Source organism: Streptomyces sp. NPDC058246, from assembly GCF_042881985.1.
GTDB lineage: Bacteria > Actinomycetota > Actinomycetes > Streptomycetales > Streptomycetaceae > Streptomyces.
This window is the reverse complement of record NZ_JBHVWZ010000007.1, coordinates 231,738-253,567: the sequence shown is the minus strand read 5'-3', so window position 1 is coordinate 253,567 and position 21,830 is coordinate 231,738. Positions and strand designations below refer to the sequence as shown.

Genomic DNA, 21,830 nt, shown 5'->3' with positions numbered 1-21,830 from the left:
ACCGCCCGTGCACGTGCGGTGGGCGGTACCGCGCCCCGTGCGCGTGCGGTGGGCGGTACCGCGACTGCGACTCCCGCAGCTCGTGCGAGAGCGGTTTGACGCTCGTACGAGACTGGGGGCGTGATCCGTTACGACGCCCTGGACCTGTTGCCCGTGCGCGGCGCCCTGCCCGGTCTGCACGACGCCCTGGAGGGTGACGGCAGCGCCGTGCTCGTGGCGCCGCCCGGCACCGGCAAGACGACCCTCGTGCCGCTGGCGCTCGCCGGTCTCCTGGACGACGGGCGGCCGGCCCGCCGGATCGTCGTCGCCGAGCCCCGGCGCATCGCGGCCCGGGCCGCCGCCCGGCGGATGGCGTGGCTGCTGGGCGAGAAGGCCGGTGAGAGCGTCGGCTACACCGTGCGCGGGGAGCGGGTGGTCGGCCGGCACGCGCGCGTGGAGGTCGTCACGACCGGTGTCCTGTTGCAGCGGCTGCAGCGGGACCAGGAGTTGCCGGGCGTCGACGTGGTCGTTCTCGACGAGTGTCACGAACGGCATCTGGACGCCGACACGGTGGCCGCCTTCCTGTGGGACGTGCGGGCCGCGCTCCGCCCCGAACTGCGCCTGGTGGCCGCGTCCGCGACGACGGACGCCGAGGGGTGGGCCCGGCTGCTGGGTGGCGCGCCGGTCGTCGAGGCGCGGGGTGTCTCGTATCCGGTCGAGGTGGTGTGGGCGCCGCCGGTGCGGCCCGTACGGCCGCCGCACGGGATGCGGGTGGACCCGGCGCTGCTGACGCATGTGGCGTCGGTGGTGCGGCGGGCGCTGGCCGAGCGCGAGGGGGACGTGCTGTGCTTTCTGCCCGGGGTCGGGGAGATCGCGCGGGTGGCGGGTCAGCTGGGGGATCTGGGTCCGGTCGACGTACTCCAGGTGCACGGGCGGGCACCCGCCGCCGTCCAGGACGCGGTGCTGTCGCCGGGTGCCGGGCGCCGGGTGGTCCTCGCGACCTCGGTGGCCGAGTCGTCGCTGACCGTTCCCGGGGTGCGGGTGGTCGTCGACTCGGGGCTCGCGCGGGAGCCGCGAGTGGATCACGCGCGCGGGCTGAGCGCGCTGACGACGGTACGGGCCTCGCAGGCGGCCGGGCGGCAGCGGGCGGGGCGGGCCGGGCGTGAGGCGCCGGGAGCGGTGTACCGGTGCTGGACGGAGGCGGAGGACGCGCGTCTGGTCCGCTTCCCCGCGCCGGAGATCAAGGTGGCCGACCTGACGGCGTTCGCCCTGCAGGCGGCCTGCTGGGGCGACCCGGACGCGACGGGCCTCGCGCTCCTCGACCCGCCGCCGGGTGGGGCGATGGCGGCGGCGCGCTCGGTCTTGTCGGCGATCGGTGCGGTGGACTCCGCGGGGCGGGCGACGGAGCGGGGGGTGCGCATGTCCCGGCTCGGGCTGCACCCCCGGCTCGCCCGGGCCCTGCTGGACGCGGTGCCCGAGGTCGGGGTGAACCGGGCCGCCGAGGTGGTCGCCCTCCTGAGCGAGGAGCCGCCGCGCGAGTACGGCGACGATCTCGCCGCGGCCTGGCGTGCCGCCCGGCGCGGGGGCGACGCCTATGCCGGCCGCTGGCGCGCGGAGGCCCGGCGTCTGCGGGCCGCGACCAGCCCCGCTCCTGTGGCGCGGGACCTTTCCCGCCCACCCCTCCGTGGCCCCCTGCTGGAAACGCTCGTCGACCCCGTGACGGAAACGGGCATCGCCGAACCCCGGCCCGGCACCGCCAAGGCGCCTTCCACGTCCGCCTCGCCTCCCTCCAGGGCGGGTGAGCGGGCAAGCGCCGGGGACGACCGGGTCGTCGGGCTCGTGGCCGCGCTGGCGTTTCCCGAGCGGGTTGCGCGGGGGCACGGCGGCTCCTATCTCATGGCCTCCGGGACGCGGGCCGAGCTCGGGGACGGGACAGGGTTGCGGGGGGCTCCGTGGCTCGCCGTCGCCGTGGCGGATCGGCCCGTGGGTGCCGGGCACGCGCGCGTGCGGCTGGCGGGCGTGATCGACGAGGAGACGGCACGGTGGGCCGCCGCCGGGCTCCGCTCCGAGGGTGCCGAGGTCCACTGGGCCGAGGGGGACGTCGTCGCGCGGCGGGTGGAGCGGCTGGGGGCCGTGGAGCTGGCGGTCCGGCCCATGAAGGACGCGGACCCCGGGCTCGTACGGGAGGCGCTCGTGGAAGGGCTGCGGGAGGAGGGGCTGGGGCTGTTGCGGTGGACGCGGGACGCGGAGACGTTGCGACAGCGGCTCGCCTTTCTGTACCACCACCTCGGCGCTCCCTGGCCCGACGTCTGCGACGACGCCCTGCACGCGCGCGTGGAGGAGTGGTTGGAGCCGGAGCTCGGCCGGGCGCGCCGGCGGAGCGATCTGGCGCGGATCGATGCCGGGCAGGGGCTCGGCCGGCTGCTGCCCTGGGCCACCGGTGACGCCGCGCGGCTCGACGAGCTCGCTCCGGAGCGGATCGAGGTGCCGAGCGGGTCCAGAATCCGGATCGACTACGAGAACCCCGACCGGCCGGTCCTCGCCGTGAAGTTGCAGGAGATGTTCGGGCTGGCCGAGACGCCCCGTGTGGCCGGCATACCGGTGCTCGTGCATCTGCTCTCCCCCGCCGGCCGGCCCGCCGCCGTCACGGCCGACCTGGCCTCCTTCTGGAGGGACGGCTACCGGGCCGTACGCAGCGAACTGCGGGGGCGGTACCCCAAGCACCCGTGGCCCGAGGACCCGGCGACCGCCGAGCCGACGCGGTACACGAACGCGCGGCTCAGGCGTTGACCGGCTCGGGTTCCGCGGGCTGGGCCGGTGCCGGGTCTCCGGGCCTGCGGTGGCGCGCCTCCAGGTACAGGGAGAGGGACAGCAGGGCCGCGCCCAGGAACAGGAAGCCCCAGGGCAGGTACGACGTCATCATGAGGACCAGCGTGCGGTTCGACTTGACCAGGTCGACCGTGTGCTCGATGTAGTCCTCGCGCATCTTCACGTGCCCGGAGAAGGCGGTCACCTTGTCCCGGCCGCCGAGCAGGGTGCCGCCGCGGAGTTCCTCCTTGTGGATCTCCTCGCCATAGACGGGCGCCCCGGTCACCGGTTCCACCCAGAATTTGCGGACGGTGGTGTACCAGCGGGTGGTGCCGGTCTTGGCGACGGACTCCGGGGTGATGCCCTGGACGGGCATGATCTTGGGGAACGCGACCTTCGTCCAGGGGATGGTCTGCTCGAAGTAGTAGACCTTGACGCCGCGGAAGGTCTGGGTGCCCTTGTAGTGGATGGGGGCCGAGGTGCGGGTCTGCGCGTCGAAGTACTCGTAGTCCCGTTTCTCCGTCTGGAAGGGCCACTTGAACTCGATGCCCTCGCGGGTGACCGGGTCGCCGTCGACGGACTCGCCGGTGGCGTGGACGGGTTCCTGGCTGTGCGCGTCGAAGATGTAGCGCTCGGGCAGCTTGGAGACCATCTTGCCGTCGGGGCCCTGGACGTAGGACAGGGAGTCCCAGACGACGACGTCGCGGCCCGCGGTCTTCTCGATGCTGTCGGAGGCCCCGACGTTGCCCTTGAGGGTCTGCACGATGGTGACCTTGGGGACCTTCTTGGCCTTCATGGTGCCGTAGTCGAGGAGGGTGGCGTCCTTCGCCTCCAGGACCATGTCCTGGTACTGGTTGGCGGGGATCTTCGCCAGGCGCGGGAAGGCGTACCAGCGCAGCAGCGGGGACAGCGCCGTGAAGAACACGGCGAAGGCGAGCAGGATCAGGCTTGCCTTGCGGCGCATCTCGGCGTCCCTCCCTGGGAGTTGCTGGACCGCGAGCACGGTGTGCGGGTGCGCGGGCGCGGTCCACGGGCGTGCGGGCACCGTCCACGAAGGTGCGGGCACGGTCTACGGATGTGCGGGCACGGTCGTCAGCAGCGGTTTCGGTGATGTCTTGCCTGCGTGTGAGCCCATGGCCGTCATGGTCAGCACCAGGGCGACCGCCACGGCGAGACCGGTCGCGGCGGCGATGAGGGCACGCATGCGGGCCTCCCGAGGGCAAGGAGCTGATACATCGTCAGGTCCGGCACCGTAGCAACGGCGGGGCGAGATGAGAACACGTTGCACACACAGACGCGGGCAGAGAGAGGGCACGGACGAGGGCGCCCCTCCGCCGGAAAGCGGAGGGGCGCCCTGGACGCGCGTACGGACTACGAGGTGGCCGCGGCCACCGCGTACGGACTACGAGGTGGCCGCGGCCACCTTCAGCTCGACGGTCAGTGTCGCGCCGCCCGTGGTGTTGACGCGGAGCAGGAACGTGCCGGTGGTGTCGTCCGCGTACAGCTTCGGCAGCTTGAGGACGCCGTCGGCGTCCGTGGTGAGGTCCGTCAGGGTGCGGACGGTCTTGCCGTCCGCGTCCTTGAAGTAGGGGCCCTTGTCGTTCTCGGTCGCGTCGTCCGCCGACTTGATGAGGGTCGCGGTGGCGGCGACCTTGTCCGCGACGGCACCCTTGTAGGTGGCCTTCACCTCGACCTGGTCGGCGAACTCGCCGCCCGGCACACAGGTCAATGCGGTGTCGCTGGTACGGGTGAGGGTGTCGGCCTGGCGCGGGGTGACGGTGGCCGTGTAGTCGAGGCCGGCCATGACCCGGCCGACGACGGTGGCGCGGACCGTGAAGTCGCCGGTCTTCTCGCCCGCCACGAGCGCGGGCGCGGTGGCCTTGCCCGCGCTGTCGGTGACGACCGTGGCGACGGTCTCGCCGCCGGTGAAGGTGGCGTCCGTGGCGTCGCCGACGATCGTGAACCGCACCCGGACCTTGGCCACGGCCTTGCCGGCCTTGGTCTCGGTCCGTACGGCGATCTTCTGGGCGAAGGTGTCGCCCGCCGTCGCGGTGAGCTTCGCGGTGTCCGCGTCCTCCAGGTGATCCACCGTCTCGGTGGGGGTCGGCGGCGTCGGACTCGGCGACGGCGTCGAGGGGGTGGACGGCGTGGACGGCGTGGACGGCTTCGGGCTGGGGCTCGTCGAGCCTCCGTCGCCGGGCTTGGGAGTGCTCGGCTTGGGGCTCGGCCTGGAGGGCGCGGGCGGCGTCGGGGTGGGGCTCGCGCCGGAGGTGTCGTCGCTGTTGTGCGAGGGCAGCGCGCCGGTGCCGTCCGGCACCTCGTGGGTGCCCTTGCGGTAGTACTCCAGCCACGACAGGACGGTGTTGAGGTACGCCGTCGAGTTGTTGTAGCTGAGGATCGAGGCGTTCATCTGCGCCTGGACCGACATGTCGTGGTCGAACCGGCAGAGGTAGTGGCCGGCGGCGAGCGCCGCGTCGTAGACGTTGTTGGGATCCTTCTTGCCGTCTCCGTTGCCGTCGCGGCCCGCCCACGCCCAGGTGGACGGGATGAACTGCATCGGTCCGACCGCGCGGTCGTGGGTGGAGTCGCCGTCGTACAGGCCGTGGTCGGTGTCGCTGATGTTCGCGAAGCCGTTGCCGTTGAGGACCGGGCCGAGGATCGGCGAGTACGTCGTACCGCCGGCGTCCACGCGGCCGCCGCGGGCCTGGCCCGACTCGACCTTGCCGATGGCGGCGAGGAGTTGCCAGGGCAGGTTGCAGCCCGGCTTGGAGTCGCGCAGGGACGCCTCGGCCTTCTTGTAGGCGTCCAGGACGGTCGCGGGGATGCCCGCCTCGGCGTCGCCTGTCACCACCGGCGGCGTCGTGCCCGTGGTCGGCGACGGGTTGGGGCTGTCGAGCGGCGGCAGGTCGGTGTAGTAGCGCGAGTTGCCGGTCGCGGTGCCGTCGCCGCCGGTCGCGTCGGGCGCGGCATCGGCGCCGGTCGTCTGTCTGCCGGCGTCGTCGGTGGACACTCCCGGGGCCTGGGACGCGGCCAGGGCCGCGACCGCGGCCGCGGCCACGGCGGTGGTTGCCGCCCCTTTGCGCAGCCTCCTGCCGAAATGCGCCGCCATTGAGTGAACCCCTCCCGTGGACGACCGCTGTGCGCCTTTGCCGGTGTTTCTCCGTGCGCTGCTTCTGTGTTGGACCGAGCTCCCCAGCACGGTGACCCAGGTGACACTACGACAACTTCCGTCGCGCGGGCACCCGCTCGCGCCCGATATTCACCAGTTGGCCACGTGTCGACGTCGCGCATACTGGCCCTCGGTGATCACGCGCACGGAAATACCCGGCCAACGTTAGCCGTAGGGGGACCACTTGCCCTTCACTCTCAGCCATGCGGCGGCCGTACTGCCCGCCGTGCGCGGTGACGGAAGCGGGCGCGGCCGACTGGTTCCCGCCGTCCTGGTCGCCGGTTCGTTCGCTCCCGACATGACCTACTACGCGGCGAGTGTGCTGCCCGGGGCCATGGAGTTCGGCACCTTCACGCACTCGTTCACCGGGGTGTTCACCGTCGACGTGCTCATCGCCTGGGTGCTGGTGGGCGCCTGGCTGGTGCTGCGCGAGCCGCTGGTGGCGCTGCTCCCGGCGGCCCGGCAGGGGCGTCCGGCGCGGCTGCTGCGCTGCGGGTCACCCCGTCGACGCCCGCGCCCGTCAACGGTCTTGCGGTGGTACGTCTCCGCTGCCCTCGGCGCGCTGACCCATGTCGTCTGGGACGCGTTCACCCATCACGACCGGTGGGGCGTGCGGCTGATTCCCGCGCTGGGGCGGGAGGTCGGGGGCATGCCGCTGTTCTCGTACGCGCAGTACGGCAGTTCGGCGGTGGGGGCCGTCGTCATCGCGGCCTTCGTGGTGGTCGCGGTACGCCGGACGCCCACCGGCGAAGCCGTCGGCGTACCCGTGTTGTCCGTCTCCGACCGGTGGTCGGCGGGCGCCGTACTCGGGTGCTGCGCGCTGGTGGGCGCCGTACAGCGGGCTTCACGCTGGTGGGCCGACGGGGGCACCGGCGCGAAGCCCTGGGAGGTGATCCCGGCGCTGTGTTTCGGCGGGGGCGCGGGCCTGGTGCTCGGGCTCGGGCTGTACGCCGTGGGCGTCAGGGTGTGGCGTCCGGCTCCGGCTCGTCCCGGCCCGGCAGCTGCTCGTACGGAGCCGAGCCGTCCGACTGCTCGCTGACCGCGCTCTCCGGGACGGGGCTCTCGATCCGGCCGCGGCCTTGGTTGAGGCCGCGGTGCACGGCCTGCGCGATGCGCTCGATGGTGCGGACCCCGTACGCCATCGTCGGGTTGTCGTGCGTCAGGACGACGATGTGGTAGGTGCGGGCGGAGCCCGTGAACGCGCCGACGCTGTGCACGCGCCAGCCGTGCGTGGCCCGGGGCAGCCAGCCGTTCTTGATGTGCGCCGTGAGGCCGGTGGGCATGCCGGAGGTCACCCCCCAGCGCTGGTCGCTGCGGACCTCGCTCATCAGCTTCAGGCCGTCGGCGCGGCTCGTCAGGAACGAGCGGGCGTTGGTGAGCACGTCGAGGAACCGCATCTGGTCGGCGGCCGTGGTGCGGGTCAGGCCCCAGTAACCGTTCGGGCCGAGGACGGTGCCGGTCGTCCCCACGCGGGTGAGGAGACGGTTGAGGTAGGCGTGACCGAGGTCGGTCCACAGCCGCAGGGCGGAGTCGTTGTCCGACTGGGTGATCATGGGGCGGATGTTGGCCAGCTCCCAGGTGGTGAGCTTGCGGCCGAGCTCCTGGGCGCGACGAAGGACGCCTTCCATGATCATGACCTTGGCGACGCTCGCCGAGTCGTATTGCCGTTCGCTGGCGAGGGAGCAGGTCAGGCCGGTCTCGTCGTCGCGCACCGCCACCGAGACGGTGCCCTGGCGGGACGACAACGCCGCCTGGATGTCGCGTGACATCTGGGCGGCGAGGTCGGGGTCTCGGGTGGAGCTGCAGTCCACGGGCACCTGCGCGGTGCCGGCTTCCGCGGCGACCGCGGGTATCGGCGCGAGCAGCGCCGAGGCGACAGCAGTGGCTGCGAAGACGACGGCCGTGGCTATGGCCGTACGGCCGTGAAGCATGCGTATACCCATGCCCGCATCCTTACGGGCCCCCGGGGCGGAGGGCGCTTTCGCGGGGGCCACGCGGGTGACGATCCCCTTCGGGGGGGCGCCCGCTTACGGGGCTCGCGCACCGGCGGTCGCCGGGGGGCCGGCGTCCTGTCTTTCGGTCACCGTGGCGTGGAGGTTCGCCCTGTGGCTGGCTGCCTGGGGCTTGCCGTGGGGTGCCGAGGCTCGTCCTGCGACCGGGATGGGGGGCCGAGGTTCGCCCTGCGGCCGCGCTGGGATGCCGATCCTCGCCCTGTGGTGCGGCTGCCTGCCGGGGGGCTTGCCCCAGGGGCCCGGGGCACGCCGGTTCTGGTTGGTGCGGCACCGGCGGCAGCGCCGTGCTCGTTGCGGGCCGTAGCGGCGGAGGGGACCTACCGCCTGCCGGTAAGTCCCCTCCGCCGAAGCCACGCGGGCCCACGGCCCGCCGGAGGCTAGTGCGCCGCCGACTCCCAGTCCGGGCCGTGGCCGACGGAGACGTCCAGGGGCGCCCGGAGCTGGACGGCGTTCGCCATCTCGTGGCGGAGGAGCTTCTCGGTCCTGGCGCGCTCGCCCGGGGCGATCTCCAGCACGATTTCGTCGTGGACCTGGAGGAGCATGCGGGACTTGAGGCCCGCTTCGCGCAGCGCCTTGTCCACGTGGAGCATGGCGATCTTGACGATGTCAGCGGCCGTGCCCTGGATGGGGGCGTTGAGGGCCATGCGCTCGGCCGCCTCACGGCGCTGCCGGTTGTCGCTGTTGAGGTCCGGCAGGTAGCGGCGGCGCCCGAAGAGCGTCGCCGTGTAGCCGGTCGCCCTCGCCTCGTCGACCGCGCGCCGCAGATAGTCCCGTACGCCGCCGAAGCGCTCGAAGTACGTGTCCATCAGCGCACGGGCCTCACCCGCCTCGATATTCAGCTGCTGGGAGAGGCCGAACGCCGACAGCCCGTACGCCAGCCCGTACGACATCGCCTTGATCTTGCGTCGCATCTCCGCGTCGACGGCGGACCGCTCGACGGAGAACACCTGGGAGGCGACGGTGGTGTGCAGGTCCTCGCCGGAGGTGAACGCCTCCAACAGGCCCTCGTCCTCGGACAGATGGGCCATCACCCGCAGCTCGATCTGGCTGTAGTCCGCGGTCATGAGGGACTCGAAGCCCTCACCGACCACGAAACCGCGCCGGATGGCGCGGCCCTCGTCCGTGCGGACCGGGATGTTCTGAAGGTTCGGGTCGGTGGAGGAGAGGCGGCCGGTCGCCGCCACCGTCTGGTTGAACGTCGTGTGGATGCGACCGTCCGCGGCGACCGTCTTGATCAGGCCCTCGACGGTGGACCGCAGCTTGGCCTGCTCACGGTGGCGGAGCATGATCACCGGCAGTTCGTTGTCCGTCTGCGTCGCGAGCCATGCCAGCGCGTCGGCGTCCGTCGTGTAACCGGTCTTCGTCTTCTTCGTCCTCGGCAGAGCCAGCTCGCCGAAGAGGACTTCCTGAAGCTGCTTGGGCGAGCCCAGGTTGAACTCGTGCCCGGCGGCCGCGTGCGCCTCCTTCACCGCCTGCTGCACGGCGCCCGCGAACATCTGCTCCATGGCCTCCAGGTGGGCCTTGTCCGCCGCGATGCCGTGCCGCTCCAGGCGGGCCAGCAGGCTCGACGTGGGCAGCTCCATGTCGCGCAGCAGGTCGGCCGCGCCGACCTCCTCGAGCTTCTCGCCGAACGCCTCACCCAGGTCGAGGATCGTGCGGGCCTGCACCATCAGCGCGTCGGCCTCGGCCTGCTCGTCCGTGCCGAAGGCGAGCTGACCGTCCGCCGCGGCGGCGGGCCCCAGCTCCCGGCCGAGGTACTCCAGGGACAGCGTGTCCAGCGCGAAGGAGCGCCTGCCCGGCTTGACCAGATAGGCGGCGAGCGCGGTGTCCATGGACACGCCCTCGATGCTCCAGCCGTGCTCGGCGAAGACCCGCATGGCGCCCTTGGCGTTGTGCATGACCTTGGGCTTCTCGGGGTCGGCCAGCCACTTCGCGAACGCGTTCTCATCGGCCTCGTCCAGCTGCGACGGGTCGAACCACGCCGCCTTGCCGTCCGCCGCGGCGAGGGCGACCTCGGCCACCGCGCCCGTGCCCAGCGCCCACGAGTCGACCGCGGCCACGCCCAGCACCGCGGTGCCGTGCTCGGCGAGCCAGGGCTTCAGCTCGCCCGCACCCAGCACCGAACCGTCCAGCTCCACACCGGCGACGGCGACCGGCTGCGCCCCCTCGGGCTCCTCGGCACCCGGGTCGACGGCCAGGAGCCGCTCACGCAGCGAGGGGTTGCGGATCTCCAGGGTGTCCAGGACCAGGGCGACGGCCTTGCGGTCGTATGCGGCGCGCTCCAGGTCGGTGACCGTCCTGGGCAGCTCCACGTCCTTCACCATCTCCGTGAGACGGCGGTTGAGCTTCACCGCCTCCAGATGGTCGCGGAGGTTCTGCCCGGCCTTGCCCTTGACCTCGTCCACGCGCTCGACCAGGTCCGCGAACGAACCGAACTGGTTGATCCACTTCGCGGCCGTCTTCTCACCGACACCGGGGATGCCCGGCAGGTTGTCGGACGGGTCGCCGCGCAGCGCGGCGAAGTCGGGGTACTGCGCCGGCGTCAGCCCGTACTTCTCGAAGACCTTCTCCGGAGTGAACCGGGTCAGCTCCGAGACGCCCTTCGTCGGATACAGCACCGTCGTGTGCTCGGAGACCAGCTGGAAGGAGTCGCGGTCGCCGGTGACGATCAGCACCTCGAAGCCCTCGGCCTCGGCCTGCGTGGCGAGCGTCGCGATGATGTCGTCGGCCTCGAAGCCGTCGACCGCGAAGCGCTGCGCGTGCATCGCGTCGAGCAGCTCGCCGATCAGCTCGACCTGCCCCTTGAACTCGTCCGGGGTCTTCGACCTGTTCGCCTTGTACTCGGTGAACTCCTCGGAGCGCCACGTCTTGCGCGAGACGTCGAACGCCACCGCGAAATGCGTGGGCGCCTCGTCGCGCAGCGTGTTCGCCAGCATCGACGCGAAACCATAGATTGCGTTCGTCGGCTGGCCGGTCGCGGTGGTGAAATTCTCCGCGGGCAGCGCGAAGAACGCGCGGTACGCCAGCGAGTGCCCGTCCATGAGCATCAGCCGCGGACGGCCCGTCCCTGCGGTTGTGTCGGTCTTCTTCGATGCTGTTTCTGCCACGCCCCCGATCCTGCCACGGCCCACTGACATCGAGAGCCCCCGCGGCCCGCCGTCGTCCTCGCCGACCGACACCCTCGGCCCCGGCAGGGTCATCAGCGGCCTACGCCCCTCCGACCCCGCACGGTCACCGCCGGCCAACGGCTCCAGCCCGACATAACCATCATCAGCCGATGCCCCCCGGCCCCGCACGGTCACCGCCGGCCGACGGCTCCGGCCCGGCATGGTCATCGTCAGTCGATGCTCTACGGCCCGGATGGTCATCGTCTGCCGACGGTTCCGGCCCGGGACGGTCGCCGTCAGCCGATGCCCTCCGACCCCGCACGGTCGACGCCGGCCGACGGCTCCAGCCCGACATGGTCATCGTCAGCCGCTGCCCGCTGACCCGACATGGTCATCGTCAGCCGTTGCCCTCCGACCCGGCAAGGTCATCGTCGGCCGCCGGTCCCGACCGGCACGGCGTCGTCGGCCGATGCCGCAGCGGCCCGGCACGGTTGTTGTCGGCGCCGCGTGCGAGGATCGAAGAGGTACGAGAAACGCACGGCGGACGTGTGCACGCGAAGGGGTTCAGCGATGGCCAGCAAGCCGCCCAAGAGTGATCCGGTGCAGGACGCGCCGCAGGTCGCCGAGCCGAAGCACGCCGCGGCCGGGCTGCCCGCCATCGGGCACACCCTGCGCATCGCGCAGCAGCAGATGGGCGTGCGCCGCACCGCGCTCACCCTCCTTCGCGTCAATCAGAAGGACGGCTTCGACTGCCCCGGGTGCGCCTGGCCCGAGCCGGAGCACCGGCACGCGGCGGAGTTCTGTGAGAACGGCGCGAAGGCGGTCGCCGAGGAGGCCACCCTGCGCCGGGTCACCCCGGACTTCTTCGCCGCGCACTCGGTGAGCGACCTCGCCAGTCGCAGCGGCTACTGGCTGGGCCAGCAGGGCCGCCTCACCCACCCCATGTATCTCCCCGAAGGCGGCGATCACTACGAGCCGGTCACGTGGGAGTGCGCCTTCGACATCGTCGCCGAGGAGCTGAAGCACCTCTCCTCCCCCGACGAGGCCCTCTTCTACACTTCGGGCCGCACCAGCAACGAGGCCGCGTTCCTCTACCAGCTGTTCGCCCGTGAGCTGGGCACGAACAACCTGCCGGACTGCTCGAACATGTGCCACGAGTCGTCGGGCTCCGCCCTCTCCGAGACCATCGGCGTCGGCAAGGGCAGCGTCCTGCTGGAGGACCTCTACAAAGCGGACCTGATCATCGTCGCCGGACAGAACCCCGGCACGAACCACCCCCGGATGCTCTCCGCGCTGGAGAAGGCCAAGGCCAACGGCGCGAAGATCATCACGGTCAATCCGCTGCCCGAGGCGGGCCTGGAGCGCTTCAAGAACCCGCAGACCCCCCAGGGCATGCTCAAGGGCGCCGCCCTCACCGACCTGTTCCTGCAGATCCGCCTCGGCGGCGACCAGGCCCTCTTCCGCCTCCTGAACAAGCTGATCCTGGAGACGGACGGCGCCGTCGACGAGGACTTCGTCCGCGAACACACCCACGGCTACGAGGAGTTCCGGGCCGCCGCCCGCGCCGCCGACTGGGACGAGACCCGCACCGCCACCGGCCTCACCCGCGAGAAGATCGACGAGGCCCTCCGTATGGTCCTCGCCTCGAAGCGCACCATCGTCTGCTGGGCGATGGGCCTCACCCAGCACAAGCACGCCGTGCCGACGATCCGCGAGGTCGTCAACTTCCTCCTGCTGCGCGGCAACATCGGCCGCCCCGGCGCGGGCGTGTGCCCGGTGCGCGGCCACTCGAACGTGCAGGGCGACCGCACCATGGGCATCTTCGAGCGCCCCGCACCCGCCTTCCTGGACGCCCTGGAGAAGGAGTTCGGCTTCGCGCCGCCCCGCGAGCACGGCTACGACGTCGTACGGGCCATCCGCGCACTGCGCGACGGCGACGCGAAGGTCTTCTTCGCCATGGGCGGCAACTTCGTCTCCGCCTCCCCCGACACCGAGGTCACAGAGGCGGCCATGCGCCGCGCCCGCCTCACCGTGCACGTGTCGACGAAGCTGAACCGCTCGCACGCGATCACCGGCGCGCGCGCCCTGATCCTGCCCACCCTCGGACGCACCGAGCGCGATCTCCAGGGCAGCGGCGAGCAGTTCGTGACCGTCGAGGACTCCATGGGCATGGTGCACGCCTCACGCGGCCGCCTGGAGCCTGCGAGCCCCCATCTGCTGTCCGAGCCGGCCATCGTGTGCCGCCTCGCCCGCCGCGTCCTCGGCCACGAGTCGCGTACGCCCTGGGAGGAGTTCGAGAAGGACTACGCGACCGTCCGCGACCGCATCGCGCGCGTGGTCCCCGGCTTCGACGACTTCAACGCGCGCGTGGCGCACCCCGGAGGCTTCGCGCTCCCGCACGCCCCGCGCGACGAGCGCCGCTTCCCCACCGCCACCGGCAAGGCCAACTTCACGGCCGCGCCCGTCGAATACCCGAAGCTCCCCGAGGGCCGTCTGCTGCTGCAGACGCTGCGCTCGCACGACCAGTACAACACCACCATCTACGGCCTGGACGACCGCTACCGAGGGATGAAGAACGGCCGCCGGGTCGTCCTCGTGAACCCCGAGGACGCGCGCGAGCTGAACCTCTCGGACGGCTCGTACGTCGACCTCGTCAGCGAGTGGAAGGACGGCGTGGACCGGCGCGCGCCCGGCTTCCGCGTCGTGCACTACCCGACCGCCCGGGGCTGCGCCGCCGCGTACTACCCGGAGACCAACGTGCTGGTCCCGCTGGACGCCACCGCCGACACCAGCAACACCCCTGCCAGCAAGTCCGTCGTCGTACGTCTGGAACAATCGGCAACCGACTGAGCGTTTGCTCAGCGAGAGTGATCCACGACGAGTGATCCACGACGAACGGAGCCGGGCCCGATGGGCGAGCAGCACACCGTGAAGTTCCCGCAAGAGGTCATCGACGAGTACGCCGCGCTCGGCGTCGACCTGCCCGCGCTGTTCTCCGCGGGCCACCTCGGCTCCCGCATGGGCGTCCAGATCGTCGAGGCCTCCGCGGACCGCGTCGTGGGCACCATGCCGGTGGAGGGCAACACCCAGCCCTACGGCCTGCTGCACGGAGGTGCCTCCGCCGTCCTCGCCGAGACCATCGGCTCCGTCGGCGCCATGCTCCACGGCGGCAGCTCCAAGATCGCCGTGGGCGTCGACCTGAACTGCACCCACCACCGCGGGGTGCGCTCCGGCCTGGTCACCGGCGTCGCCACCCCCGTACACCGGGGGCGCACCTCGGCGACGTACGAGATCGCCATCACCGACGAGGCAGGCAAGCGCGTCTGCAGCGCCCGCCTGACCTGCATTCTCAAGGACGCCCCCACGGGCTGACACCGAAAGGCAGCCGATCTCCGGTGGGCAGCCCATCTCCGGTGGGCAGCCGATCTCCGGTGGGCAGCCCATCTCCCGTGGGCGGTGCGCGGCACCCGGGGGCGCGGTGCGCCGTACGCCGTGCGTCGTGCGGGGGTTCACCCGGTCTCTCGTGGCGGCCCGCCGAGGCGAGGGCGGTCGCGTGGGCCGAGCCGGCCCACGCGGCACGAGCGGTCACGCGCCGGGGCACCGACGCCGCGGCGCCCCATAGGCGATCACTGCTCGGTCGGGCCCGCCTTCTCGCCGGCCTTCGGATCCGCCCCGCTGATGCCGGGCGGGCGGGGAGGTCATCGGTGCGCCGACGAGCCGGCGCGCGACTCCCCAACCCAGCACCCCAGCAGCGGCCCAACCCCCCACCCTCCAAAACCCATTGGCCCCCGTCACCCATTGGCGGACCCGCACCCTCCGGCATAGCGTGAAGCATGACCGGCATCGGGCCCGTCGAGCCGTATCACCCCGGTGACGCCGACGGCCGCCCCCACGAGGACGGCCCCGCCGACCTGCTGTGGTCCAACTCCTCACCGGCCAGCGCCCGTTGGGCCGCGCTGCCCCGCTTCCGGCGCCGCCTCCTCCAGGCACTCGCCATCGGCGCGGCCGCCACCGGCGCCGTACTCACGCTGCGCCCCACCCCGGCCACCCACGCCGCCCCCAACCCCTACCCCTGGCCCGCCGGCGTCACCACGCTGCACTACAAGGGCCGCGGACCCGCACCCGCGACCTTCCGCTTCAAAATCGACATCGCCCGCGGCAGCCCCGTCACCGTCCACCAAGTCACGGCCGGACTGCCCGAGTTGGGCGCCACCACCGCACCCCCACTGCCACTGACAGTGAGGGCCGGATCGCCCCGCCTGATCACCGTACGCATCACCGTATACAAGTGCGCCGCCCTGCCACCCGCCCTCGACCTCCCTCACCTCGACCTGCTCCTCAGCAACAGGACCGCCCGGCAGCAGCAGAGCTTCCTCTTCGGCGGCACCTACCCCCGCGACCTGTGGACCGACCTGCGCGCCGCCTGCTTCCCCAACCCCGCATCCCCCGCGCCCAGTTCCGCGGCCAAGATTCCCCCGCGCACCCTCACACGCCGGTAACAGTCGGTTACCTCTGCCGTAATGAAGCAATGCTCATGACACCGCACCCCCCGCGCCCCGCCCCACCGAACGCCCCGAGCGCTCGCCGTGACAGCCACAGCCGCGCGGCCCCACGAACCGGAACAGGGCGTTCTCACCATGCGAACACGCGGGCCCCCCAGGACGGCACCCCGAAATGCTCCGATCGTCCGCCCGCCCCCGCCAAGACAGCCCCCGCATAACAAGAGCGTCACAGCCTTCCCTACGCTCCTCCCCCCTCCCCCTACCTGCGCTTATAGTCACGGCCAGTCACCGCGCCGCCGGGCGCGTCTGCTGCACGGCCTGCACCACCCAGTACGGCCCGGCGAGACACACGGCCCCCACCCTGGGGAGCCGCGCCAGGGAGAGGACTTAACGTGCGACACCGTTCTTTGGTCATCCTTACCTCCGTGCTCACCACGGGAGCACTCACGCTGACCGCTTGCGGCTCGCGCGACAACGGCGGGGACAGCAAGAGCAGCAAGAAGACCGAGATCATCATCGGCGTGGACGCGCCGCTGACCGGTCAGAACTCCGCCACGGGCCTCGGCATCCAGGGCGGCGTCCAGATCGCCGTCGACGACGCCAACAAGAACAACACCGTCCCCGGCGTGACCTTCAAGGTCCAGGCACTCGACGACAAGGCGATCCCGGCCAGCGGCCAGCAGAACGCCACCCAGCTCGTCCAGAACGACAAGGTCCTCGGCGTCGTCGGCCCGCTGAACTCCGGCGTCGCCACCCAGATGCAGCAGGTCTTCGCCACCGCCAACCTGGTCCAGATCTCGCCGTCCAACACCGCGCCCGAGCTCACCCAGGGCAAGAACTGGCAGACCTCGAAGTCGCGCCCCTTCAAGACGTACTTCCGCACCGCCACCACCGACGCGCTCCAGGGCGGCTTCGCGGCCGACTACGCCTACAACACCCTCAAGAAGCGCAAGGTCTTCGTCGTCGACGACAAGCAGACCTACGGCGCCGGCCTCGCCAAGCTCTTCAAGGCCGGCTTCACCAAGTCCGGCGGCAAGGTCGCGGGCCAGGACCACGTCAACACCGGTGACACCGACTTCTCCGCCCTCGTCACCAAGATCAAGAACTCCAAGGCCGACCTCGTCTACTACGGCGGCCAGTACGACGAGTCCGAGAAGCTCACCAAGCAGCTCAAGGACGGCGGAGCCAAGATCCCGCTCTTCGGCGGCGACGGCATGTTCACCCCGACCTACATCGAGACCGCCGGCAAGACCTCCGAAGGCGACCTCGTCACCTCCGTCGGCCAGCCCGTCGACTCCCTGCCCTCCGCCGCCGACTTCATCAAGAAGTACAAGGCCTCCGGCCTCAAGGGCGACTACGGCACCTACGGCGGCTACTCCTACGACGCCGCCACCGCCATCATCAAGGCCATCGGCAACGTCGTGAAGGACGGCAAGATCCCCAGCGACGCCCGCGCCAAGATCGTCACCGAAGTCCAGAACACCAAGTTCGACGGCATCGCAGGACCCGTCTCCTTCGACCAGTACGGCGACACCACCAACAAGCAGCTCACCGTCTACCAGGTCGTCAACGGCAAGTGGAAGGCCGTCAAGAGCGGCACCTTCAACGGCTGATCCTCACCGCCGCTAGCACCACCAAAGGGCCGCGCGGCCACTGACCACACGTCACCGCGCGGCCCGCTTCATACGCCCTGCTCAACACTCCCCACCACATGGAGGCCATGCGGTGAACACCCTGCCGCAGCAGCTGGCCAACGGGCTGTTCCTCGGCTCGATGTACGGGCTGATCGCCATCGGCTACACGATGGTGTACGGCATCGTCCAGCTCATCAACTTCGCCCACGGCGAAATCTTCATGACCGGCGGCTTCGGCGCACTCACGGTCTATCTGTACGTCCTGCCCAACGGCACATCCATGTGGATAGCCCTCCCAGCGATGCTCATAGGCGGCGGAATCGTCTCCGTCCTCATCGCCGTCGGCGCCGAACGCTTCGCCTACCGACCACTCCGCGGAGCACCACGCCTCGCCCCCCTCATCACCGCGATCGGCCTCTCCCTCGCCCTCCAGCAGGCCATCTTCAACTGGTACCCCAACGCCAAGACCGACCGCAACTTCCCGCAACTGCCCTTCGGTCCCTGGCACCTCGGCTCCATCAGCGTCCAGAGCGGCTCCGTCTTCGTCATCATCGCCGCCCCCCTCTGCATGGCCGCCCTCGCCTTCTTCGTCCGCCTCTCCCGCACCGGCCGCGCCATGCAGGCCACCGCGCAGGACCCGGACACCGCCCAGCTCATGGGCATCGACACCAACCGCATCATCGTCATCGCCTTCGCCATCGGCGGCTTCTTCGCCGCCGTCGCAGCAGTCGCCTACGGCCTGCGCTACGGCACGGTGAAATACGACATGGGCTTCCAGATGGGCCTCAAGGCCTTCACCGCGGCCGTCCTCGGCGGCATCGGCAACATCTACGGCGCCATGATCGGCGGCCTCGTCCTCGGCCTCGCCGAAACCATGGCCACCAGCTACATCGACGGCATCCCCGGCATGCAGCAGCTCGGCGGCGGCGGCTGGTCCTCCGTCTGGGCCTTCGTACTCCTCATCCTCGTACTGCTGTTCAGGCCACAAGGCCTAGTCGGCGAACGCGTCGCGGACAGGGCGTGAGCACCATGGCAACCATCGAGAACACGGCAAACCGCGGACTGATCGCACTCCCCCAGACAGCCGCCCGCGCCCTCATCGCCATCGGCGCCATCGCCACCATCGCCAGCACCTTCATGTCCTGGACCTACACGTCCGACTTCCCCGGGGACCTCACCTACTACGGCTCCCCGGCCGGACTCCAGATCCTCGACCTCGTCGCCGGCGCCCTCACCCTGCTCTTCGCGCTCACCCTCTTCGACATCCGCGGCCTGCGCTGGCTCAACCCGGCGGGCGCCACCCAGCCCGTCGTCCTCGCCGCCACCTCCGCGTTCGCCGTCAGCTGGTTCAGCGCCATCGCCATCGCCGTCGACCTCAAGGGCCTCGTCGCCCTCGACCCCGGCGCCTACATCGCCGCCATCGGCTCCCTCATCACCCTCGTCGGCACCCTGGCACTCCCCAAGCCCGGCGACACCTTCAAAGCCTGGGTCAGCAAGCCGGACACCATCCCCCCGGCCGCCAAACTCCCCGGCTGGGGCGAACGCCTCGTCATCACCGCCGCCACCGCCGTGGCCCTGATCGTCTTCACCTACGGCATCGGCGTCGACCCCGACGCAAGCGAAACGTTCCTCGGCTACCTGCTCCTCGTCATCTTCGGCACCTGGGCCCTGCTCACCGCCGGACTCTTCGACCGCTTCGCCGAACTCAACGCCCGCCACAAGGGATTCGCCACCTCCATGGCATTCCTCGCCGCGGCGATCTTCCCCTTCGTCGAGAACAACGAACACAACGCCAACCTCGGCGTGAACATCCTCGTCGTCGCCACCGTCGCCCTCGGCCTCAACATCGTCGTCGGCCTCACCGGACTCCTCGACCTCGGATACGTCGCCTTCCTCGGCGTCGGCGCCTACGCCGCAGCCCTCGTCTCCGGCTCCGAGTTCTCCCGCTTCTCCGGCGTCCAGTTCCCCTTCTGGGCCGCCATGCTCACCGGCATGGCCGCATCACTCGTCTTCGGCGTCCTCATCGGCGCCCCCACCCTGCGACTGCGCGGCGACTACCTCGCCATCGTCACCCTCGGCTTCGGAGAGATCTTCCGCATCTCCGTCAACAACCTCGACGGCTCCAGCGGACCCAACCTCACCAACGGCCCCAACGGCATCTCCATGATCCCGGACCTCAAGATCTTCGGGTTCAACTTCGGAAGCGCCCACGACGTCGGCGGCATCACCCTCGGCCGATTCGCCAACTACTTCCTGCTGATGCTGCTCATCACCGCGCTCGTCGTCCTCGTCTTCAACCGCGCCGCCGACTCCCGCATCGGCCGCTCCTGGATCGCCATCCGCGAAGACGAGACCGCCGCCACCGCCATGGGCATCAACGGCTTCCGCGTCAAGCTCATCGCCTTCGCACTCGGCGCCTCACTGGCAGGCCTCGCCGGCACAGTCAGCGCCCACGTCGGCTACAGCGTCAACCCGGCCCCCTACCAGTTCGCCGGCTCCGTGCCCCCGAACTCCGCCTTCCTGCTCGCCGCGGTCGTCCTCGGCGGCATGGGCACGGTCAACGGCCCCATCCTCGGCGCCACGCTGCTCTACCTCCTCCCGGAGAAGCTCAGCTTCCTCAAGGAATACCAGCTCCTGGCATTCGGCATCGCGCTCGTGATCCTCATGCGCTTCCGCCCCGAAGGCATCATCGCCAACCGCCGCCGCCAGCTCGAATTCCACGAGACCGACCAACTCGACATCCCCGAACAAGGCCTGCCCGACACCACCGTCGGCGTCACCAAGGCAGGGGCGTGACCCACATGACCACCACCACGGCCCCCACCCCCGTCCTCGAAGCCAGCGGCGTCACCATGCGCTTCGGCGGCCTCACCGCCGTACGCAGCGTCGACCTCACCGTCAACACCGGCGAGATCGTCGGCCTCATCGGCCCCAACGGCGCAGGCAAGACGACCTTCTTCAACTGCCTGACGGGCCTGTACGTCCCGACCGAGGGCAAGGTCTCCTACAAGGGCAAGGTCCTCCCGCCCAAGCCCCACCTGGTCACCAGCGCCGGCATCGCCCGTACCTTCCAGAACATCCGGCTCTTCGCCAACATGACCGTCCTGGAAAACGTCCTTGTCGGCCGCCACACCAGGACCAAAGAAGGCCTCTGGTCCGCACTCCTGCGCGGCCCGGGCTTCCGCAAGGCGGAGGCGGCGTCCCGCGAACGCGCCATGGAGTTGCTGGAATTCATCGGCCTCGCCCACAAGGCCGACCACCTCTCCCGCAACCTCCCCTACGGCGAACAGCGCAAGCTCGAAATCGCGCGAGCGATGGCAAGCGAGCCGGGCCTCCTGCTCCTCGACGAGCCCACCGCCGGCATGAACCCGCAGGAGACGCGAGCGACGGAAGACCTCGTCTTCGCCATCCGCGACCGAGGCATCGCCGTCCTCGTCATCGAGCACGACATGCGCTTCATCTTCAACCTCTCCGACCGCGTCGCCTGCCTCGTCCAAGGCGAAAAGCTCGTCGAGGGAACCTCGGAAGTCGTCCAGGGCGACGAACGCGTCATCGCCGCCTACCTGGGCACACCCTTCGAAGGCGCCCCCGGAGCCGACGAAGTCGCCGAAGTCGAAGCGGCGGAGGCAGCGGAAGCGGCGGAGGCAGCGGACGCATCAGAAGCGGCAGCCGCCGCGGAAGCTCCCGAAACCGCGGAGCCTTCTGGGCCCGCCGAGGCCACGGAGACCGCAGAGGCATCCGACGCCTCACAGGCGTCCGAAACGTCCGACGCTTCAGAGACGTCCGAGGCGCCCGAAGCATCAGACACTTCCGACGCTTCAGAGGCAGAGAGCACCACCCGCAAGGAAGGAAACGCCCAGTGACCGCACTACTGGAGGTCGAAGACCTCAAGGTCGCCTACGGCAAGATCGAAGCCGTCAAGGGCATCTCCTTCACCGTCGAAGCCGGCCAGATCGTCACCCTCATCGGCACCAACGGCGCCGGCAAGACAACCACCCTGCGCACCCTCTCCGGGCTCCTCAAGCCCAGCGCAGGCCGCATCCTCTTCGACGGCAAACCCCTCAGCGGAGTCCCCGCCCACAAGATCGTCGCCCTCGGCCTCGCCCACTCCCCCGAGGGACGCCACATCTTCCCCCGGCTGACGATCGCCGAAAACCTCCAACTCGGCGCCTTCCTGCGCTCCGACAAGGCAGGCATCGAAAAGGACATCCAACGGGCATACGAGCTGTTCCCCATCCTGGGCGAACGCCGCAAACAGGCGGCCGGAACCCTCTCCGGCGGCGAACAGCAGATGCTGGCCATGGGCCGGGCCCTCATGTCCCAGCCCAAACTGCTCATGCTCGACGAACCCTCCATGGGCCTCTCGCCGATCATGATGCAGAAGATCATGGCCACCATCGCCGAACTCAAGGCCTCCGGCACGACCATCCTCCTCGTCGAGCAGAACGCCCAAGCCGCGCTCTCCCTCGCCGACCAAGGACACGTCATGGAGGTCGGCAACATCGTCCTCTCCGGCAGCGGACAGGACCTGCTGCACGACGAGTCCGTACGGAAGGCGTACCTCGGCGAGGACTAGGCCCCTGCCTTGATACGAAGAGGCCCGCGCCCCTTGTCGGGGA

Annotated in this window: 15 protein-coding genes; 10 read left to right on the top strand and 5 right to left on the bottom strand. The window is 70.7% G+C overall.

Features of this window, described 5'->3' with window-relative positions; genetic code table 11:
- The first annotated feature begins 120 nt into the window (after positions 1 to 120).
- Positions 121 to 2,769, top strand: coding sequence for an ATP-dependent RNA helicase (locus ACFVXA_RS13620; RefSeq protein WP_390025050.1), 2,649 nt, complete (start codon positions 121 to 123; stop codon positions 2,767 to 2,769).
- On the opposite strand, the gene ACFVXA_RS13615 is transcribed toward ACFVXA_RS13620, so the two are convergent.
- The 3 genes from ACFVXA_RS13615 to ACFVXA_RS13605 all read right to left on the bottom strand — a co-directional run bounded on the left by ACFVXA_RS13615 (position 2,759) and on the right by ACFVXA_RS13605 (position 5,896).
- A complete protein-coding gene (locus tag ACFVXA_RS13615; RefSeq protein WP_362025726.1) occupies positions 2,759 to 3,751 on the bottom strand; it encodes a DUF3068 domain-containing protein in 993 nt (330 codons plus the stop codon). The two genes, ACFVXA_RS13620 and ACFVXA_RS13615, sit on opposite strands and share 11 nt — an antisense overlap.
- Positions 3,752 to 3,856: 105 nt before the next feature.
- Positions 3,857 to 3,991 (bottom strand): SPW_0924 family protein, encoded by a 135-nt coding sequence (locus ACFVXA_RS13610; RefSeq protein ID WP_390025048.1) that lies wholly within the window; start codon positions 3,989 to 3,991, stop codon positions 3,857 to 3,859.
- Between the two features lie 198 nt (positions 3,992 to 4,189).
- On the bottom strand, positions 4,190 to 5,896 hold the full coding sequence (locus ACFVXA_RS13605; RefSeq protein ID WP_390025046.1) for a lytic murein transglycosylase: 1,707 nt from the start codon (positions 5,894 to 5,896) through the stop codon (positions 4,190 to 4,192).
- Between the two features lie 244 nt (positions 5,897 to 6,140).
- Between ACFVXA_RS13605 and ACFVXA_RS13600 the strand changes: the two genes are divergently transcribed.
- Positions 6,141 to 6,995 (top strand): DUF4184 family protein, encoded by an 855-nt coding sequence (locus ACFVXA_RS13600; RefSeq protein ID WP_390025044.1) that lies wholly within the window; start codon positions 6,141 to 6,143, stop codon positions 6,993 to 6,995.
- Here ACFVXA_RS13600 and ACFVXA_RS13595 read toward each other — a convergent pair.
- Complete coding sequence (locus ACFVXA_RS13595; protein ID WP_390025042.1) at positions 6,916 to 7,899, bottom strand: serine hydrolase; 984 nt, start codon at positions 7,897 to 7,899, stop codon at positions 6,916 to 6,918. The two genes, ACFVXA_RS13600 and ACFVXA_RS13595, sit on opposite strands and share 80 nt — an antisense overlap.
- A gap of 446 nt (positions 7,900 to 8,345) precedes the next feature.
- The gene (gene polA / locus ACFVXA_RS13590) at positions 8,346 to 11,075 is read right to left on the bottom strand and encodes a DNA polymerase I (RefSeq protein ID WP_390025040.1); all 2,730 of its coding nucleotides are present in this window, start codon (positions 11,073 to 11,075) and stop codon (positions 8,346 to 8,348) included.
- 570 nt (positions 11,076 to 11,645) lie between these two features.
- Here polA and ACFVXA_RS13585 point away from each other — a divergent pair.
- The 8 genes from ACFVXA_RS13585 (at position 11,646) to ACFVXA_RS13550 (ending at position 21,787) form a co-directional block, all read left to right on the top strand.
- On the top strand, positions 11,646 to 13,925 hold the full coding sequence (locus tag ACFVXA_RS13585) for an FdhF/YdeP family oxidoreductase (RefSeq protein WP_390025038.1): 2,280 nt from the start codon (positions 11,646 to 11,648) through the stop codon (positions 13,923 to 13,925).
- Between the two features lie 60 nt (positions 13,926 to 13,985).
- The gene (locus ACFVXA_RS13580; protein WP_362025494.1) at positions 13,986 to 14,447 is read left to right on the top strand and encodes a hotdog fold thioesterase; all 462 of its coding nucleotides are present in this window, start codon (positions 13,986 to 13,988) and stop codon (positions 14,445 to 14,447) included.
- A 461-nt stretch (positions 14,448 to 14,908) separates the two neighbouring features.
- Positions 14,909 to 15,574, top strand: a complete 666-nt coding sequence (locus ACFVXA_RS13575; RefSeq protein ID WP_390025036.1) for a hypothetical protein — start codon at positions 14,909 to 14,911, stop codon at positions 15,572 to 15,574.
- A 395-nt stretch (positions 15,575 to 15,969) separates the two neighbouring features.
- Positions 15,970 to 17,190 (top strand): branched-chain amino acid ABC transporter substrate-binding protein, encoded by a 1,221-nt coding sequence (locus ACFVXA_RS13570; protein ID WP_362025489.1) that lies wholly within the window; start codon positions 15,970 to 15,972, stop codon positions 17,188 to 17,190.
- Positions 17,191 to 17,302: 112 nt separating this feature from the next.
- The gene (locus tag ACFVXA_RS13565; RefSeq protein WP_362025486.1) at positions 17,303 to 18,235 is read left to right on the top strand and encodes a branched-chain amino acid ABC transporter permease; all 933 of its coding nucleotides are present in this window, start codon (positions 17,303 to 17,305) and stop codon (positions 18,233 to 18,235) included.
- 5 nt (positions 18,236 to 18,240) lie between these two features.
- On the top strand, positions 18,241 to 20,007 hold the full coding sequence (locus tag ACFVXA_RS13560; RefSeq protein ID WP_383906891.1) for a branched-chain amino acid ABC transporter permease: 1,767 nt from the start codon (positions 18,241 to 18,243) through the stop codon (positions 20,005 to 20,007).
- A 5-nt stretch (positions 20,008 to 20,012) separates the two neighbouring features.
- Positions 20,013 to 21,074: an ABC transporter ATP-binding protein gene (locus ACFVXA_RS13555; RefSeq protein ID WP_383746274.1), complete on the top strand. Its 1,062-nt coding sequence runs from the start codon at positions 20,013 to 20,015 to the stop codon at positions 21,072 to 21,074.
- Complete coding sequence (locus ACFVXA_RS13550; RefSeq protein ID WP_362025480.1) at positions 21,071 to 21,787, top strand: ABC transporter ATP-binding protein; 717 nt, start codon at positions 21,071 to 21,073, stop codon at positions 21,785 to 21,787. The genes ACFVXA_RS13555 and ACFVXA_RS13550 overlap by 4 nt, the downstream gene beginning before the upstream one ends.
- Positions 21,788 to 21,830 lie beyond the last annotated feature (43 nt).

Bases quoted from the DNA above. Each gene is read 5' to 3' on its own strand.
- ACFVXA_RS13615 (WP_362025726.1), bottom strand. From the start codon at position 3,751: ATGCGCCGCAAGGCAAGCCTGATCCTGCTCGCCTTCGCCGTGTTCTTC.
- ACFVXA_RS13610 (WP_390025048.1), bottom strand. From the start codon at position 3,991: ATGCGTGCCCTCATCGCCGCCGCGACCGGTCTCGCCGTGGCGGTCGCC.
- ACFVXA_RS13605 (WP_390025046.1), bottom strand. From the start codon at position 5,896: ATGGCGGCGCATTTCGGCAGGAGGCTGCGCAAAGGGGCGGCAACCACC.
- ACFVXA_RS13595 (WP_390025042.1), bottom strand. From the start codon at position 7,899: ATGGGTATACGCATGCTTCACGGCCGTACGGCCATAGCCACGGCCGTC.
- ACFVXA_RS13585 (WP_390025038.1), top strand. From the start codon at position 11,646: ATGGCCAGCAAGCCGCCCAAGAGTGATCCGGTGCAGGACGCGCCGCAG.
- ACFVXA_RS13580 (WP_362025494.1), top strand. From the start codon at position 13,986: ATGGGCGAGCAGCACACCGTGAAGTTCCCGCAAGAGGTCATCGACGAG.
- ACFVXA_RS13575 (WP_390025036.1), top strand. From the start codon at position 14,909: ATGACCGGCATCGGGCCCGTCGAGCCGTATCACCCCGGTGACGCCGAC.
- ACFVXA_RS13560 (WP_383906891.1), top strand. From the start codon at position 18,241: ATGGCAACCATCGAGAACACGGCAAACCGCGGACTGATCGCACTCCCC.
- ACFVXA_RS13555 (WP_383746274.1), top strand. From the start codon at position 20,013: ATGACCACCACCACGGCCCCCACCCCCGTCCTCGAAGCCAGCGGCGTC.